Origin of the sequence: Streptomyces sp. NPDC020731, assembly GCF_044334705.1 — a bacterium.
Classification (GTDB): domain Bacteria; phylum Actinomycetota; class Actinomycetes; order Streptomycetales; family Streptomycetaceae; genus Streptomyces.
Genome location: NZ_JBIRTN010000027.1, coordinates 22,362 through 38,129, shown reverse-complemented (window position 1 = coordinate 38,129; position 15,768 = coordinate 22,362). Strand labels below are relative to the sequence as shown.

The 15,768-nt window shown below is 73.5% G+C and carries 13 protein-coding genes and 1 pseudogene; 12 read left to right on the top strand and 2 right to left on the bottom strand.

The window, feature by feature from the left end; all coding sequences use genetic code 11:
- Positions 1 to 2: 2 nt before the first annotated feature.
- The 11 genes from ACH4VX_RS32540 to ACH4VX_RS32490 are packed head-to-tail and all read left to right on the top strand — an operon-like array spanning position 3 to position 11,554.
- Positions 3 to 1,244 (top strand): glycosyltransferase, encoded by a 1,242-nt coding sequence (locus tag ACH4VX_RS32540; RefSeq protein ID WP_398372548.1) that lies wholly within the window; start codon positions 3 to 5, stop codon positions 1,242 to 1,244.
- A complete protein-coding gene (locus ACH4VX_RS32535; protein ID WP_398372546.1) occupies positions 1,241 to 2,476 on the top strand; it encodes a class I SAM-dependent methyltransferase in 1,236 nt (411 codons plus the stop codon). The genes ACH4VX_RS32540 and ACH4VX_RS32535 overlap by 4 nt, the downstream gene beginning before the upstream one ends.
- Positions 2,473 to 3,267 carry a glucose-1-phosphate cytidylyltransferase gene (locus ACH4VX_RS32530; protein ID WP_398372544.1) on the top strand — a complete coding sequence of 265 codons (795 nt, stop codon included), beginning with the start codon at positions 2,473 to 2,475 and terminating at the stop codon, positions 3,265 to 3,267. Before ACH4VX_RS32535 ends, ACH4VX_RS32530 begins: the two co-directional genes overlap by 4 nt.
- A complete protein-coding gene (locus ACH4VX_RS32525; protein ID WP_398372542.1) occupies positions 3,264 to 3,911 on the top strand; it encodes a PIG-L deacetylase family protein in 648 nt (215 codons plus the stop codon). Before ACH4VX_RS32530 ends, ACH4VX_RS32525 begins: the two co-directional genes overlap by 4 nt.
- A 3-nt stretch (positions 3,912 to 3,914) precedes the next feature.
- A complete protein-coding gene (locus tag ACH4VX_RS32520; protein WP_398372540.1) occupies positions 3,915 to 4,940 on the top strand; it encodes an NAD-dependent epimerase/dehydratase family protein in 1,026 nt (341 codons plus the stop codon).
- Positions 4,928 to 6,211, top strand: coding sequence for a DUF4910 domain-containing protein (locus ACH4VX_RS32515; protein WP_398372538.1), 1,284 nt, complete (start codon positions 4,928 to 4,930; stop codon positions 6,209 to 6,211). Before ACH4VX_RS32520 ends, ACH4VX_RS32515 begins: the two co-directional genes overlap by 13 nt.
- Before the next feature lie 5 nt (positions 6,212 to 6,216).
- Positions 6,217 to 7,503 carry a hypothetical protein gene (locus ACH4VX_RS32510; protein WP_398372537.1) on the top strand — a complete coding sequence of 429 codons (1,287 nt, stop codon included), beginning with the start codon at positions 6,217 to 6,219 and terminating at the stop codon, positions 7,501 to 7,503.
- Positions 7,500 to 8,447, top strand: coding sequence for a glycosyltransferase family 2 protein (locus tag ACH4VX_RS32505; protein ID WP_398372535.1), 948 nt, complete (start codon positions 7,500 to 7,502; stop codon positions 8,445 to 8,447). Before ACH4VX_RS32510 ends, ACH4VX_RS32505 begins: the two co-directional genes overlap by 4 nt.
- Complete coding sequence (locus ACH4VX_RS32500; protein WP_398372533.1) at positions 8,444 to 9,673, top strand: polysaccharide pyruvyl transferase family protein; 1,230 nt, start codon at positions 8,444 to 8,446, stop codon at positions 9,671 to 9,673. Before ACH4VX_RS32505 ends, ACH4VX_RS32500 begins: the two co-directional genes overlap by 4 nt.
- Positions 9,670 to 10,221 carry a dTDP-4-dehydrorhamnose 3,5-epimerase family protein gene (locus ACH4VX_RS32495; RefSeq protein WP_398372531.1) on the top strand — a complete coding sequence of 184 codons (552 nt, stop codon included), beginning with the start codon at positions 9,670 to 9,672 and terminating at the stop codon, positions 10,219 to 10,221. The genes ACH4VX_RS32500 and ACH4VX_RS32495 overlap by 4 nt, the downstream gene beginning before the upstream one ends.
- Positions 10,222 to 10,228: 7 nt before the next feature.
- Complete coding sequence (locus ACH4VX_RS32490; protein ID WP_398372529.1) at positions 10,229 to 11,554, top strand: glutamate-1-semialdehyde 2,1-aminomutase; 1,326 nt, start codon at positions 10,229 to 10,231, stop codon at positions 11,552 to 11,554.
- Between the two features lie 7 nt (positions 11,555 to 11,561).
- Here ACH4VX_RS32490 and ACH4VX_RS32485 read toward each other — a convergent pair whose 3' ends face one another.
- Positions 11,562 to 12,254: a phosphatase PAP2 family protein gene (locus ACH4VX_RS32485; protein ID WP_398372528.1), complete on the bottom strand. Its 693-nt coding sequence runs from the start codon at positions 12,252 to 12,254 to the stop codon at positions 11,562 to 11,564.
- 304 nt (positions 12,255 to 12,558) lie between these two features.
- Between ACH4VX_RS32485 and ACH4VX_RS32480 the strand changes: the two genes are divergently transcribed.
- Positions 12,559 to 14,178, top strand: a complete 1,620-nt coding sequence (locus tag ACH4VX_RS32480; RefSeq protein ID WP_398372527.1) for a glycoside hydrolase family 43 protein — start codon at positions 12,559 to 12,561, stop codon at positions 14,176 to 14,178.
- A 176-nt stretch (positions 14,179 to 14,354) separates the two neighbouring features.
- On the opposite strand, the pseudogene ACH4VX_RS32475 reads toward ACH4VX_RS32480, so the two are convergent.
- Positions 14,355 to 15,587, bottom strand: a pseudogene (locus tag ACH4VX_RS32475) (MFS transporter).
- Positions 15,588 to 15,768: the final 181 nt, after the last annotated feature.

Genomic DNA, 15,768 nt, shown 5'->3' with positions numbered 1-15,768 from the left:
GCATGCACGTCCTCGTGGTGCACAACTACTACGCCTCGGCGCAGCCGAGCGGGGAGAACAAGGTCGTCGACCAGGAGGTGGCACTGCTGCGCGGGGCCGGCCACCGGGTCGAGGTGTTCGAGCGGCGCAGCGACGACATCGCCGCCCGGTCCCTGCCGGCCAAGGCCGCGCTGTCGCTCCTCGTGCCGTGGAACCCGGCGGTCCGCGCGGAGCTCGCCGCCCGGCTGCGCGCCGGGCGGCCGGACGTGGTGCACGTCCACAACGTCTTCCCGCTGCTGTCGCCCGCGGTGCTGGCCGCCTGCGCCGACGCCGGGGTGCCCGCCGTCGCCACGCTGCACAACTACACCCAGGTCTGCCCGCCCGGCACGCTGCAGCGGGACGGCCGGCCGTGCACCGAGTGCGTCGGGTCCGCGCCGCTGCCCGCCGTCCGGCACGGCTGCTACCGGAACTCCCGGCCGGCGACGGTGCCGCTCGCGGTCAGCCTGTCGGTCAACCGGCGGCGGTGGTGGTCCGGCGTGGAGCGGTTCCTCTGCATCTCCGCGGCGCAGCGCGACGTCCTGGTGCGGGCCGGCATGCCGGCCGAACGGCTGGCGGTGAAGCACAACTTCGTGCCCGATCCGGGCGCCTGCCGGGCGGGCGACGGCGAGCATCTGCTCTACCTCGGCCGGCTCGCCCAGGCCAAGGGCGTACGGCTGCTCATGGCCGCGTGGGACGAGCTCGCCGCCGGCGGCGGTGTGGGCGTACCGCTCGTGATCGCCGGCACGGGACCGCTGGAGCGAGAGGTGGCCGCCTGGGCGGCGGGCCGGGACGACGTGCGCTACGTCGGCCTGTACGACCCTGCCCAGTGCCGGCAGGCCGTCGCGCGGGCGGTGGCCGTGGTGGCCCCCTCGACGTGGCTGGAGGCGTTCGGCCTGGTGGTCGTGGAGGCGATGGCGGCGGGGGTCCCGGTCGTCGCCGCCGGTCACGGCGCCTTCGTCGAACTCGTCGAGGAGGGGAGGACCGGGCTGCTGCACCGGCCGGGCGAGGCCGCCTCGCTCGCCTCCTGCCTGCGCCGGATCACGGCCGAGCGGGACCGCAACCGGGAGATGGGGCTGGCGGCCCGGCACCGTTACGAGCAGGGGTTCAGCCCGGCCGTCGGCCTGGAGCGCCTGCTGGAGGAGTACCGCACCGCGATCGCGGGTCGGTCGGCACTGGCTCGCGGCGGGGACACCCGCGCGGGCAGGGGGGATGGGGACAGCAGATGACACGATGCCGACTCTGCGGCTCGGAAGCGATGGCGAGCGTCGTCGATCTAGGGGCGACGCCACCGTGTGAGAGCTTTCTCGCCGCGGACCAACTGGACCAACCGGAGCCCGCGTACCCGCTGCACCTGCGGGTCTGCACCGACTGCTGGCTCGCGCAGATCCCTCCGCTGATCACGCCGGAGGAGACGTTCAGCGAGTACGCGTACTTCTCCTCCTTCTCGACCTCCTGGGTGGAGCACGCGCGCACGTTCGTCACCGACGCCGCGACGCGGCTGGGCCTCGGCCCCGACGCCTTCGTGGTCGAGGTCGCGAGCAACGACGGGTACCTGCTGCGGCACATGGTGGACCGCGGGATCCGCTGCCTCGGCATCGAGCCGTCGGTGAACGTCGGCGCCGCGGCGCGGGACGCGGGTGTGCCCACGCTCACGGCGTTCCTCGACCCGGCCACCGGCGCCGGCGTCCGCGCCGAGCACGGCCCGGCGGACCTGGTCGTGGCCAACAACGTGTACGCGCACATCCCCGACGTGGTCGGGTTCACCCGGGGGCTGCGCGCCCTGGTCGCCGACGACGGCTGGGTCTCCGTCGAGGTGCAGCACCTGCTGACCCTGATCGAGGAGAACCAGTACGACACGATCTACCACGAGCACTTCCAGTACTACACGGTCGCGTCCGCGGCCCGGGCGCTGGCGAGCGGCGGACTCGCGCTCGTGGACGTCGAGTTGCTGCCCACGCACGGCGGCTCCGTCCGGCTGTGGGCCCGGCCGGCCGAGGTGGCCGGCGAGCCGACCCGGCGGGTGGCCGACGTGCTGGACCGGGAGAAGGCCGCCGGGCTGCGGGAGCTGTCCGGGTACGCCGAGTTCTCCGCCCGGGTGGCCAAGGTGCGCCGGGACCTGCTGCGGTTCCTCGTCGATGCGGCCGAGCGCGGCGAGACGGTGGTCGGCTACGGCGCCCCGGGCAAGGGCAACACCCTGCTCAACCACTGCGGCATCCGGCCCGACCTGCTCCCGTACACGGTCGACCGCAACCCCTACAAGCACGGCAGGTTCACCCCGGGCACCCGCATCCCGATCCTGCCGCCCGAGCGGATAGCCGCCGACCGGCCGGACTACGTCCTCGTCCTCCCGTGGAACCTGCGGGCCGAGCTGGTCGAGCAGCTGTCCTTCGTGCACGACTGGGGCGGCCGACTGGTCTTTCCCATACCGGAACTGAGCATTGTCGAGGTCAAGCGATGAAGGTCGTCCTGTTCTGCGGCGGTTACGGGATGCGGATGCGGAGCGGAGCCGCGGACGACGTGCCCAAGCCGATGGCGATGGTCGGGCCGCGACCGCTGATCTGGCACGTCATGCGTTACTACGCGCACTTCGGGCACACGGAGTTCATCCTGTGCCTCGGGTACGGGGCCCACCACATCAAGGACTTCTTCCTCAGCTACGAGGAGACGACGTCCAACGACTTCGTGCTGCGGGGCGGACGGACCGAACTGCTGTCCACCGACATCTCGGACTGGACGATCACGTTCGCGCAGACCGGCATCGAGTCACCGATCGGCGAGCGGCTGCGCCGGGTGCGGCACCACCTGGACGGCGACGAGATGTTCCTCGCCAACTACGCCGACGTGCTCACCGACGCCCCGCTGCCGGAGATGATCGACTCCTTCGCCCGGCGCGACGCCGGCGCGTCGATGATGGTGGTGCCGCCGCAGTCGTCGTTCCACTGCGTGGACCTGGGCGAGGACGGCCTGGTGGGGGGCATCACCGCGGTGAGCGACATGCCGCTGTGGGAGAACGGCGGCTACTTCGTGCTCCGCCAGGAGGTCTTCGACCACATCCCGGAGAACGGGGACCTGGTCGCCGACGGATGCGCCCGACTGGCCAAGCGGGGGCGTCTGGTGGCGCACCGGCACCGCGGTTTCTGGAAGCCGACCGACACCGTGAAGGAGCGGGCCGCGCTCGACACCGCCTACGCCCGGGGCGACCGCCCGTGGGCCGTGTGGGAACGGGACGGCGCGGGGGTGGGCGCGTGATCCGGCTCGGATCCGATCACCTCGACCGGATCGTCGCGGTGGGCGCGCACTGCGACGACATCGCCATCGGCGCCGGCGGCACACTGCTGACGCTGTGCCTCGCGCGGCCGGGCATCCGCGTCGACGCGCTGGTGCTCTCCGGCGGCGGCGGCGAGCGGGAGCAGGAGGAACAGGCCGCGCTCGCCGCCTTCTGCCCGGGTGCCGACCTGCGGCTGACCGTGCTCAAGCTGCCGGACGGCCGCATGCCGGCGCACTGGGAGGAGGCCAAGGCCGCGGTCGAGGAACTGCGCGGGCGGACCGAGCCCGATCTCGTGCTGGCCCCGCGCACCGAGGACGCGCACCAGGACCACCGCGGCCTGGCGAAGCTGATGACCACCGCGTTCCGCGACCACCTCGTGCTCGGCTACGAGATCGTCAAGTGGGACGGCGATCTCGGCCGCATGGCGGCGTACCAGCCGCTGTCGCCGGACACCGCCGAACAGAAGGTGCGGCTGCTGCAGGAGCACTACCCCTCGCAGCGGCACCGGCCCTGGTACGACCGGGAGGCCTTCCTCGGTCTTGCCCGGATCCGCGGCATCGAATGCCACGCGCGCTACGCCGAGGCGTTCGCCGTCACCAAACTCACTCTCGACCTGGGGGAATGAACCTTGCGCGTACTGCTGACCGGACACCAGGGCTACCTCGGCACCGTGATGGCGCCCGTCCTCGCGGCCGCCGGACACGAGGTGGTCGGCCTGGACGCCGGCCTGTTCGCCGACTGCGTCCTCGGCCCGACGCCCGCGGACCCGCCGGGGCACCGTGTGGACCTGCGCGACGTCACGGCCGAGCACGTGGCCGGGGTGGACGCCGTGATCCACCTGGCCGCGCTGTCCAACGACCCACTGGGATCGCTGGCGCCGGAGCTCACCTACGACATCAACCACCACGCGTCCGTACGGCTGGCCCGGCTGGCCCGCGACGCCGGGGTCCAGCGCTTCCTGTACGCGTCGACCTGCTCGGTCTACGGTGCCGCCGGCGGTGACGACCTGGTGGGCGAGGACGCCCCGCTGCGCCCGGTGACGCCGTACGCGGAGTCCAAGGTGCGGGTGGAGGACGACCTGCACGCGCTCTGTGACGGCGACTTCAGCCCGGTGTACATGCGTAACGCCACCGCCTTCGGTCACTCGCCCCGGCTGCGCGCCGACATCGTGCTGAACAACCTGGTGGGTCACGCGCTCCTGTCCGGCGAGGTCCTCGTGCTCTCCGACGGCACCCCCTGGCGCCCGCTGGTGCACGCCGCCGACATCGCGCGGGCCTTCGCGGCCGCGCTGACCGCGCCGCGGGAAGCGGTGCACGACCGGCCGTTCAACATCGGCAGCGAGACCAACAACGTCACGGTCGCCGAGATCGCCGAGCAGGTCGCCGAGGCGGTGTCCGGCTCCAAGGTGGTGATCACCGGGGAGACCGGTGCCGATCCGCGGTCGTACCGGGTGGACTTCTCCCGGTTCCGCGCCGCGATACCCGGCTTCGACTGCGAGTGGACGGTGAAGCAGGGCGCGCTCGAACTCGCCGACGCCTACCGGAAACACGGTCTGACCCGGGAGGACTTCGAGCGCCGCTTCACCCGGCTCGCCGTGCTGCGCGCGGCCTCCGACACCGGCACCGTCGACGACACCCTGCGGTGGCGCCGATGACCGAGGCAGGCGAGGAGATGCACACGCTGGTGGAGCGGTTGTACCCGCTGTGCCGGAGCATCACCGGCGACGGTGTGCGCGCCACCCTGGAGATCGTCGGCGAGTACGTCCCGCTGCGGGTGCACGAGGTGCCGACCGGCACGCAGGTGCTCGACTGGACGATCCCGCAGGAGTGGAACATCCGGGACGCCTACATCGCCGACGGCGCCGGCCGGCGGGTCGTCGACTTCGCCGCGTCCAGCCTGCACGTGCTCGGCTACAGCGTGCCGGTGTCGGCGACCATGCCGCTGGCCGAACTCCGCCCGCACCTGCACACCCTGCCGGACCACCCGGCCTGGGTGCCGTACCGCACCAGCTACTACACGCCGGAATGGGGCTTCTGTCTGGCGCAGGAGACCTTGGACGCGCTGCCGGACGGCGAGTACGAGGTGCGCATCGACTCCACACTCGCCGACGGCCACCTCACCTACGCCGAGCACGTGATCCCCGGGCAGGTCCCCGACGAGGTGATCGTCTCCTGCCACGTCTGCCACCCGTCGCTGGCCAACGACAACCTGGCCGGCATCGCGGTGGCGGTGTTCCTGGCCCGGGCGCTGGCGGAGCAACAGCCCTACTACACCTACCGGTTCATTTTCGCCCCCGGCACCATCGGGGCGATCACCTGGCTGGCCCGCAACGCGGAGCGGGTGGAACGGGTCAAGCACGGCCTGGTGCTGGCCTGCGCCGGTGACCCGGGCCGGCTGACGTACAAGCAGAGCAGGCGTGGCGACGCGGAGATCGACCGGGTACTGCGGCATGTGCTGGCCGCCTCCGAACGCCCGCACCACATCACCGAGTTCACCCCGTACGGCTACGACGAGCGGCAGTTCTGCTCGCCCGGGTTCGATCTCGGCGTGGGCTCGCTCAGCCGGACCCCGTACGCCGGTTATCCCGAGTACCACACCTCGGCGGACAACCTGGACTTCGTCTCCCCCCGGGCGATGGCGGACACGCTCGCCGTCTGCCGCGAGGCGTTCGCCGTCCTGGACCGCAACCGGCGGTACGTCAACCTCAGCCCGTACGGCGAACCGCAGCTGGGCCGGCGTGGGCTGTACGACTCGCTCGGCGGGCGCAGCGACGCGAAGCAGGCCCAGCTGGCCATGCTCTGGGTGCTCAGCCTCTCCGACGGCGAGCACGCTCTGCTGGACGTCGCCGAGCGGTCCGGGCTGCCGTTCAGCGCCGTCGCCGCCGCGGCCGACGCCCTGCACGGCGCCGGGCTGATCAAGGCGTGACGCCGATGTCCACCGGGAAAGAGACGACGCCTCCGGCCAGGTCCGCCCGGCGGGCCGTCGCCGGGCGGCTGTCCTGGGGACTGGCCGACCAGGCGGCCTCCAGCCTGTCCAACTTCGTGGTGGGCATCTACGTGGCACGCTCGCTGGGGCTGACCGCGTTCGGCGTGTTCAGCCTGGCCTGGGTGACCTACGGCGTGGTGCTCAACGTCTCCCGCGGGCTGGCCACCGACCCGCTCGTGGTGCGCTTCAGCGGCGTGCCGGAGGCGTCCTGGCGCGGGGCGGTGGCCCGGTCGTCGGGTACCGCGCTCCTGGTCGGCGCCGTCATCGGCGCGGCGTGTCTGGTCGCCGGGCTGAGCATCGGCGGTCGCCTGGGGCCCGCGTTCGCCGGCCTCGGCGTCATGCTGCCGGGGCTGCTGCTGCAGGACGCCTGGCGGTACGCGTTCTTCGCCGCCGGCGCCGGCCGGAAGGCGTTCGTCAACGACGTCGTGTGGGGCGTCGCGCTCGTCCCGGCCATGGTGGTGGCGGCCCACGTGGGCACCGTGACCGCTTTCCTGCTCGCCTGGGGCGGGTCCGCCACGGTGGCCGCGGGGTACGGCTGCTTCCAGTCCGGCATCCGGCCCCGGCCGGCCGGAGCGCGCGAGTGGCACCACGACCACCGCGACCTCGGCTACCGGTACCTGGTCGAGAACGTCGGCGTCAGCGGCTCGAGCCAGCTGCGGGCGTACGGGCTCGGCGCGATCGTCGGGGTCGGCGCGGTGGGTGTGGTCCGGGGCGCCGAGCTCCTGCTCGGCCCGTTCCTCGCCGTGCTGATGGGGCTGTCGCTGGTCACCGTCGCCGAGGCGGCGCGGGTGCTGCGGCAGGCCCCGCGGCGGCTCGGAACGTTCTGCCTCCTCCTCGGCGGCGGGCAGGCCGTCGGCGCGCTGCTGTGGGGCGCGGCGCTGCTGCTGGTGCCGGACCGGCTCGGCGAGCTCGTTCTCGGTGACGTCTGGAGCTCTGCCTCGGAGCTCATCGTGCCGGTCACGCTCGGCGTCGCGGGCGCCGGACTCGGCACCGGCGCGGCGGCCGGGCTCCGCGCGCTCGCCGCGGCCCGGCGCAGCCTGCGCTGCCAGCTGTTCGCCTCCACCTGCTACGTCGCCGGCGGAATCGGCGGGGCGGTCGTGGCCGGCACGATCGGCTCGGCCTGGGGCGTCGCCGCCGCGTCCGCCTGCGGTTCGGCCGTGTGGTGGCTCCAGCTGCGGTCCGCCCTGCGCGAGCACCACCACCACCCCATCCCCGAAGTGAGGACACCGTGACCACCCATCCCCGGCTGAGCATCGGCCTGCCCGTGTACAACGGCGAGGAGTACCTCGCCGAGTCGTTCGACGCCCTGCTCGGCCAGACCTACGAGGACTTCGAGCTGGTCGTCTCCGACAACGCCTCGACCGACGGGACCCAGGACATCTGCCGCCGGTACGCCGCGATCGACTCGCGCATCCGGTACCTCCGGCTGCCCCGGAACATCGGCGCCGCGCCGAACCACAACCACGTGTTCACCGAGTGCCGCGGCGAGCTGTTCAAGTGGGCCTCGCACGACGACCTGTACGCCCGGGACCTGCTGCGGGCCTGCGTCGAGGCGCTGGACGAGCGGCCGGACGTGATCCTCGCGCACAGCGGCCAGGCGGTCATCGACGGCGACGGCAAGGTGAAGGTCCCCTACGAGTACGGGCTCGCCACCGACTCCCCGCACGCGCCGGAGCGCTTCCGCAGCCTGCTGTTCGAGCCCGGTGGCGACGACTTCTACGGGGTGATGCGGGCCGACGTGCTGCGCCGGGTGAAGCCGCACGACAGCTACCACCACGCGGACCGCGTGTTCGTCGCCGAGATCACCCTGCACGGGCCCTTCCACCAGGTGCCGGAGCTGCTGTACTTCCGCCGCGACCACCCCACCCGCGCCGAGCGGGCGAACCCCTCCAAGCGCTCCCGGTGCGTCAACCTGGACCCGCGCCGGGCGGGCCCGCTGCACCCGACGCCCCGGCTGCTCGCCGAGTACGTCTGGGGCTTCGCCGCGGCGGTCCGGCGGGCGCCGCTGTCCCCGGCCGACCGGCGCGCGTGCTACCGCCACCTGGCCGCGTGGATGACCAGCCGGGTGCGGCCGGGCGCCGGCGAGCGGGTCGAGGACCGCGCCCCGGCCGGCCCGGACCGGCTCACCGTCTCCGTCGACGCCCTCGTCGCCGGCCGTGAGGGGAGGCGGGCGTGAAGTCCCTGCGTGTAGGGGTGTTCGGCCTGCTCGGCTCCGGCAACGTCGGCAACGACGGGTCGCTCGAGGCCGTGCTCGGCTACCTCCGCGCCGAGCACCCGGACGCGGTCGTGGACGCGCTGTGCGGCGGACCCGAGGCCGTCGCGGCCCGGTACGGGATCCCCGCGACGCGGCTGAACTGGTACCGCGGGGAATACCGGACCGCCTCCCGTGCGGGCGCGATCGCGGCCAAGGGTCTGGGCAAACTCGTCGACGTCGTCCGCACCGCCGCCTGGGCACGCCGGCACGACGTGGTGATCGTGCCGGGCACCGGCGTCCTGGAGACCACACTGCCACTGCGGCCGTGGGGCTTCCCGTACTCGCTGTTCCTGCTCTGCGCGACCGGACGGCTGTTCGGCGCCCGGGTCGCGCTGGTCAGCGTCGGCGCCGCCAGGATCGGCAACCGGCCGACCCGGACTCTGACGCGCTGGTCGACGCGGCTGGCCGCGTACCGGTCGTACCGGGACGCCACGTCCCGCGACGCGATGCGGGCGATGGGCGTGGACACCGCGCGCGACGAGGTCTACGCGGACCTCGTGTTCGCCCTTCCCGCACCGCCGGCGAGCGAGCCCCCGGGGCCTGTTCCGAGCCCGCCGGGCGTGGTCTGCGTCGGCGTCATGGACTTCCACGGGAGCAACGACGAGCGCGCCCGGGCCGAGGAGATCCACCGGCGCTACCTCGACGGGACGACCCGTTTCGTCCGCGCGCTGGTCGAGGACGGCAGGCCGGTCCGGCTGCTCACCGGCGACGAGCTCGACCGGCCGGTCGTCGACGCGATCCTCGACGCGGTGGACTCGCCGCTGGTCACCGCCGCCGAGGCGGCATCGCTGGCCGACCTGATGAAGGAGACGGCGGCCGCCGACACCGTGGTGGCGACCCGGTACCACAACCTGGTCTGCGCACTGAAGGTCGGCACGCCGACGCTCGCGCTCAGCTATTCGGCGAAGAGCGACACGCTCATGGCGGAGATGGGTCTTGGCGAGTACTGCCACCCGGCCCGCGAGGTCGACGCCGACCGGCTGCTCGAGCAGTTCCGCGAGCTGGAGCGGCGGTCGGCGGAGCTGCGGCGGACCCTCTCCGAGCGGAACCTGGTCGTCGCCCGGCGCGTCGAGGACCAGTTCACCGCCTTGACCGCGGCCCTGTTCCCGGCGGCCGACCACACCCACACCCCGCGGGAGGCCCCATGAAGGCGACCGAAGTCCCGGCGATCGCCGGCGCGTACCTGTTCGAGCCGACGCCGTACGCCGACGAGCGCGGCTTCTTCTGCCGCACCTTCGACGCCGACGTGGTCCGCTCCGTGGGCCTCGACCCGGACGCCTTCGTCCAGGACAGCCTGTCCCGCTCGGTCCGGGGCGTGCTGCGCGGCCTGCACCTGCGCTCCGGCGCCGGCGAGGCCAAGCTCGTACGGTGCTCGTACGGGAGGGTCTTCGACGTCGTCGTGGACCTGCGGCCGGACTCGCCGACCTACCTGGGCCGGGCCTTCTTCGAGCTGTCCGGCGAGACGCAGGCGACCCTGTACATCCCGGCGGGGTGCGCGCACGGCTTCCAGGCGCTGGCCGGGACCGCCGACACCTCGTACCGGATCGACCGCCCGCACGACCCGGCCGAGGACGTGACGATCGCCTTCGACGACCCGGAGCTCGCCGTTCCCTGGCCGCTGCCGGTCACATCGATGTCCCGGCGGGACCGGGAGGCACCGAGCCTCGCCGAGGTCCTGAAACACTTGGAGAGGTGAGGTTGCCGTGGCCACCGAAGAGTTCCGACTGCCCCGGTCGCGACAGGCGAACGAGCGGCTGCACGCCCTGATCCCCGGGGGCGCGCACACCTACGCCAAGGGCGACGACCAGTACCCCGAGAACCTGGCCCCGGTCATCAGCCACGGCCGCGGCGCCCACGTGTGGGACGTCGACGGCAACCGCTACGTCGAGTACGGCTCCGGCCTGCGGTCGGTCAGCCTCGGTCACGCCCACCCCCGCGTGATCGAGGCGGTGCGGCGGGAACTGGACCGCGGCAGCAACTTCGTCCGGCCGTCCGTCGTGGAGGTCGACGCCGCGGAACGCTTCCTGGCCACGGTGCCGACCGCCGAGATGGTGAAGTTCGCGAAGAACGGCTCCGACGCCACCACCGCCGCGGTGCGCCTCGCCCGCGCCGCCACCGGGCGCCCGCGGGTGGCCCTCTGCGCCGACCATCCCTTCTTCTCCACCGACGACTGGTTCATCGGCACCACGCCGATGTCCGCGGGTGTTCCGGCGGCGACCACCGACCTCACCGTGGCGTTCCCCTACGGGGACCTGGCCGCCACGGAGGAGCTGCTGGGCCGCTGCCAGGACGAGGTCGCCTGCCTGATCCTGGAACCCGCCACCCACACCGAGCCGCCGCCCGGGTACCTCGCCGGCCTGCGCGAGCTGGCCGACCGGCACGGCTGCGTACTGGTCTTCGACGAGATGATCACCGGCTTCCGCTGGTCCGAGGCGGGTGCCCAGGGCCTGTACGGCGTCGTCCCCGACCTCTCCACGTTCGGCAAGGCGCTGGGCAACGGGTTCGCCGTCTCCGCGCTGGCCGGGCGCCGCGACCTGATGGAACGGGGCGGGCCGCGCCACTCCGGCGACCGGGTGTTCCTGCTGTCCACCACGCACGGCGCGGAAACGCACGCGCTGGCGGCCGCGATGGCCGTGCAGAGCACCTATGTGGAGGAGGGCGTCACCGCGCGGCTGCACGCTCTCGGCGAGCGGCTGGCCGCCGGTGTCCGCGACGCCGCGGCCGGCATGGGCGTCGGCGACCACGTCGTCGTCCGGGGCCGGGCCAGCAACCTGGTCTTCGCCACCCTCGACGAGAAGGGCCGGCCGTCGCAGCCGTACCGCACCCTGTTCCTGCGTCAGCTCCTCGTGGGCGGGGTGCTGGCCCCCTCGTTCGTGGTGAGCGCCGCACTCACCGACGCCGACATCGACCACACCGTCGACGCGGTGGCCCAGGCGTGCGCGGTGTACCGGAAGGCACTGGACGCCGGTGACCCCACCCCCTGGCTGGGCGGACGCCCGGTGAAGCCGGTGTTCCGCCGCTTGGCATGAGGTGGCGTCAGCGGGGCTCCGGCCGACCGGCGTCGGCCACGGTGTCGACCAGCCACGCGGTCACCGGTGTCACCGCCAGCGCGGTGCACCAGCCGCCGAGGGCGTCGGTCGGGTAGTGCGCGCCCAGGGCGACCTGCGCCCAGCCCATGGCGGCGCCGGCGACCAGCGCCGCGGCGAGCACGAGTGACAGGCCGGCCGTCCTGCCGAGGCCGAGCCGGCCGGTCGCGAGCAGCGCCACCGTGAGGGCGAACGCGGTGAGGAAGGCGGTGTGCCCGCTCGGGTAGGACAGGTTGTCGTGGCCATGGATAGTGCGTCCCACCAGCGGCTTGAGCAGCGTCGTCGTCCCCACGGCCAGACCGGCGCCGGCCACGACGAGCACCGCCGCGCGGGGCCACCGAAGCAGCAGACAACCCGTCACGGCGGCTCCGACCAGCACCGCCGCTCCCAGGGGCTCCCCCAGGAAGTCGGTGGCCAGGGCGACACGCCGCCACGACGACCCCACCCCGTCCACCGCGATCCGCGCGTCCACCCCGCCGGCCTCGCCGTCGCCGGCGTACACGGCCCCGAGCACGACGACCACCAGCGCGGCGAGGGCCGCGACCAGCCCGAACCACGCGCGCAGCGCCGGGGACAGCACCGCGCGCGCCGGCCGGCCTGCCGTACGCCCACCACGGGTGGGCCGGATCAGATCTTCCGCCATCGGTCCATCATCGCCGCCGCGCCCGGCGGACGCCCCGCCCTGTGGAAACTCACCCGCGGCGGCCGCGACGGCCGGGCAGGTCCCGTTCGGCGACGACCGTCCTGCCGACGGGGAGGCGGTCCGGGACCTGCCACCGGTCGGCGAGCGCCTCCACGAGAACCATGCCCCGGCCGGCCGACGCGGCGGACCTGGTCGCGGGTGGTGTCGTGCCGTCGCCTCCCCCGCTTGAACGCAAGCGGGTTCGACATTACGGTCCATGCTTTCACGGTGCGGTCGTCCAGGGTTCGAGAGGCACACGAGGCGCATGCGGCAACCAACTGCCCAGATCATCCGGAATCCGGTCCTTCCGGGTTCGCACCCGGATCCGTCCGCGCTGCGCGTGGGTGACGACTTCTACCTGGCGACCTCGACGTTCGAGTGGCACCCCGGCGTACGGCTGCACCACTCCCGCGATCTGGTGAACTGGCGACCGCTGGGCGGTGCTCTGGACACCACGCGGCTGCTCGACCTCACCGGCTGCCCGGACTCCGGCGGCGTGTGGGCGCCGAACCTCTCCTACGCGGACGGGCTGTTCCACCTGGTCTACAGCAACGTCTCCACCTATGCGGGAGGCTTCACCGACTGCCCCAACCACCTCACCACCGCCCCGTCGATCCAGGGCCCCTGGTCCGATCCGGTACCGCTGCACGCGCGGGGCTTCGACGCGTCCCTCTTCCACGACGGCCCCGACAGCCGGCTGCTGAACCTGGTCCACGACTGGCGGCCGGGGCACGGCGGCTCGGCCGGTCTGGAGGCGACCCGGTACGACCGGTCCGCGCGCCGTCTGGTCGGGGACCCGGTGCGGATCGTGCTGCCGCCGCAGGCCGGCTGGATCGAGGGCCCCAACCTCTACCGGCGCGGCGACTGGTACTACCTGCTGACCGCTGACGGCGGCACGGGCTACGACCACCAGGTCACCGTCGCCCGCTCCCGCACACTGACCGGCCCCTACGAACGCGACCCGCACGGACCTCTGATCACCGCCCGGCACCATCCGGACCTGCCGCTGCAGAAGGCGGGACACGGCAGCCTGATCGAGACGGGCGGGGGCCAGTGGTACCTGGCCTACCTCGTGGCACGGCCCCACGGCCATCGGGGCCCGTGCCTGCTCGGCCGCGAGACCGCGCTGGCGCCCGTCACCTGGACCGACGACGGCTGGCCGCGCGTCCCCACGGGCCTGCCCGCCCTGGAGGTCCCCGCCCCCGAAGCGCCGGCCGACGACAGTGCCGGAACGCGGACCGGGGCCGACGCGGCGGACGGCTTCGACGCGCCGGTGCTCGGACCGCAGTGGTCCGCGCTGCGTCGCCCCGCGACTCCCGACTGGGTCTCCCTCACGGCCCGCCCGTCCCATCTGCGGCTGCACGGCGGCCGCTCTCCGCAGAGCCTGACCGGTCCCAGTCTGGTGGGCCGCCGGGTGACGTCCGCGGACGGTTCCTTCGAAGCGACGATGGAGTACCGGCCGCGCTCCTTCCAGCACCTGGCCGGGATCACCGCGTACTACAACACGCGCAACTGGTACTTCCTGCACGTCACGGCGGACGACGAAGGACGGGCGGTGCTGCGTGCGGCGAGCTGCGACCGCGGCGCGCTGATCGTGGACGAAGCCGGCGGAATACCCCTCGGCGGGATCCGCCGCCTGCGTCTCGGCCTCGACCTCCGGGGGCCCGTCCTGCGCTTCCGCTACGCCACCGGCGACGACTGGCACCCTGTCGGACCGCCCCTGGACGCCACCGTCCTGTCCGACGAGCACGCCGAGGAGTTCGAGGACGGCCGGATCCGGGCCCTCGGCTTCACCGGCGCGTTCGTCGGCATGTGGGCCTGGGACCTCACCGGGGGCGGTCTGCCCGCCGACTTCGACGAGGCGGCCTGGCGCGCGCTCCCTTGACGTCGTGCGACGCGCCGTCGTCCCTTCCACGGGGCGCGGACGTCGGGCAGGGGGTCGTCTCCCCCCCTCCCCCGGGCCGGCCAGGCGGTGCGGCACGCGAACCACCGAAGCCGCTTCCGCCCGCGCTCACCGGCCCCGCCCGGATGCTCCGCCGAAGGTCGGCGGTGCGGGTTCCGTCAGGGTGCGTCCACCGGCGCCGGCTGCCGCTCGGAGAGGTGACGGACCGACGTCCTGCGGCGGGTGTCGACGGCCGGGGCGAGGAGGATCGCCACGGCGACGAGGACGAGGACGACGGTCATCGCGGCGCGCAGGCCGTAGCGTTCGCCGAGGAAGCCCAGGCCGGGGGGACCCACGAGGAACGCGACGTAGCCGATCGTCGCGACCAGGCTCACGCGGGCCGCCGAGTCGGGTCCGGAGTCACCGGCCGCCGAGAGGGCCAGGGGGAAGCCAAGCGAGGCGCCCAGCCCCCAGAAGAACACGGCCGCTCCGGCGACGAGGGGCACGTCGACGAAGACGACGACGGCGAGTCCGAGTGCGGCGGAGAGGGCACCGGCGCGGACGACGGGGGCACGACCGAAGCGGTCGATGAAGAATCCGCCGCCGAAACGGCCGATCGCCATGGCGGCTGCGAAGCCCGCGTACACGGCGGAGCCCAGAGCGGGGTCCATGTCGTGTCCGTCGACCATGAGCAGCGGCAGCCAGTCGTTGGCGGCTCCCTCGGCCAGGGCCATGGTCAGGACGATGCCGCCGATCAGCAACAGGCGCCGGTCCCTCCACACCGCCGGCCGCTGCCCCTTCTGCCCGTCCCCGGCGTGCCCCGCGGTCTCCCGTGCTCCGCCGGTCCCGGCGGGGACGGCCCGGTAGGCGTGGGCGAAGAGGGCGGCACAGGTGAGGGCGACGGCGGCGAGGTGTCAGAACACGGGGACGGAGGCGGCGGTGCACGCGATGCCCGCGCCGGCGCCGATGACGGTGCCGAGGCTGAAGAAGCCGTGCAGTGCGGGCAGCACGGTGCGCCGGGTGAGGCGCTCGACTTCGGCGCCGTCGACGTTGAGGACGACTTCGCCACCGCCCATGCCGGCGCCGAAGAGGAACAGGCCGGCGGTGACGGCGGGGGCCGAGGAGAAGGTGGTGCCGACGCCGATCAGGAGCATGCTCAGCACGATCAGGGTGGTGCCGGCGCCGATGACGGGCCGTGGCCCGAAGCGGGAGACCAGGGGGCCGGAGCCGAGGATGCCGAGCATGGAGTCGACGGACAGCCCGAAGAGGACGAGGCCCATCTCGCCGGTGGAGGCACCCAGCTGATCCCGCACGTCCGGGGTGCGGGTGACCCACGAGGACATCGACAGGCCGGGTATCAGGAAGAAGACGAAGAGCGCTCTACGGCGCCGGCGGACGGCGGACGGCGGAATCGATCATTCAGGAAGCCTCTTCCAGGGCGGGGTCGTTGTCCAGCCGCCCGTGCCGGCCTGCGGTGGCAGTCGGCTCGGGGTGTTCGGCGCCGAGGCTGCGGGCGGGGGCGGCCGGCGTGCCCATCGGCCGGCCCGCCGCCCCGCGCGCACCTCACGCACTCGTCGTACGCAGGGGTCATGG

Excerpts from the sequence above, each read along its gene's own strand:
- ACH4VX_RS32540 (WP_398372548.1), top strand. The coding sequence starts at position 3 with ATGCACGTCCTCGTGGTGCACAACTACTACGCCTCGGCGCAGCCGAGC.
- ACH4VX_RS32535 (WP_398372546.1), top strand. The coding sequence starts at position 1,241 with ATGACACGATGCCGACTCTGCGGCTCGGAAGCGATGGCGAGCGTCGTC.
- ACH4VX_RS32530 (WP_398372544.1), top strand. The coding sequence starts at position 2,473 with ATGAAGGTCGTCCTGTTCTGCGGCGGTTACGGGATGCGGATGCGGAGC.
- ACH4VX_RS32510 (WP_398372537.1), top strand. The coding sequence starts at position 6,217 with ATGTCCACCGGGAAAGAGACGACGCCTCCGGCCAGGTCCGCCCGGCGG.
- ACH4VX_RS32495 (WP_398372531.1), top strand. The coding sequence starts at position 9,670 with ATGAAGGCGACCGAAGTCCCGGCGATCGCCGGCGCGTACCTGTTCGAG.
- ACH4VX_RS32485 (WP_398372528.1), bottom strand. The coding sequence starts at position 12,254 with ATGGCGGAAGATCTGATCCGGCCCACCCGTGGTGGGCGTACGGCAGGC.
- ACH4VX_RS32480 (WP_398372527.1), top strand. The coding sequence starts at position 12,559 with ATGCGGCAACCAACTGCCCAGATCATCCGGAATCCGGTCCTTCCGGGT.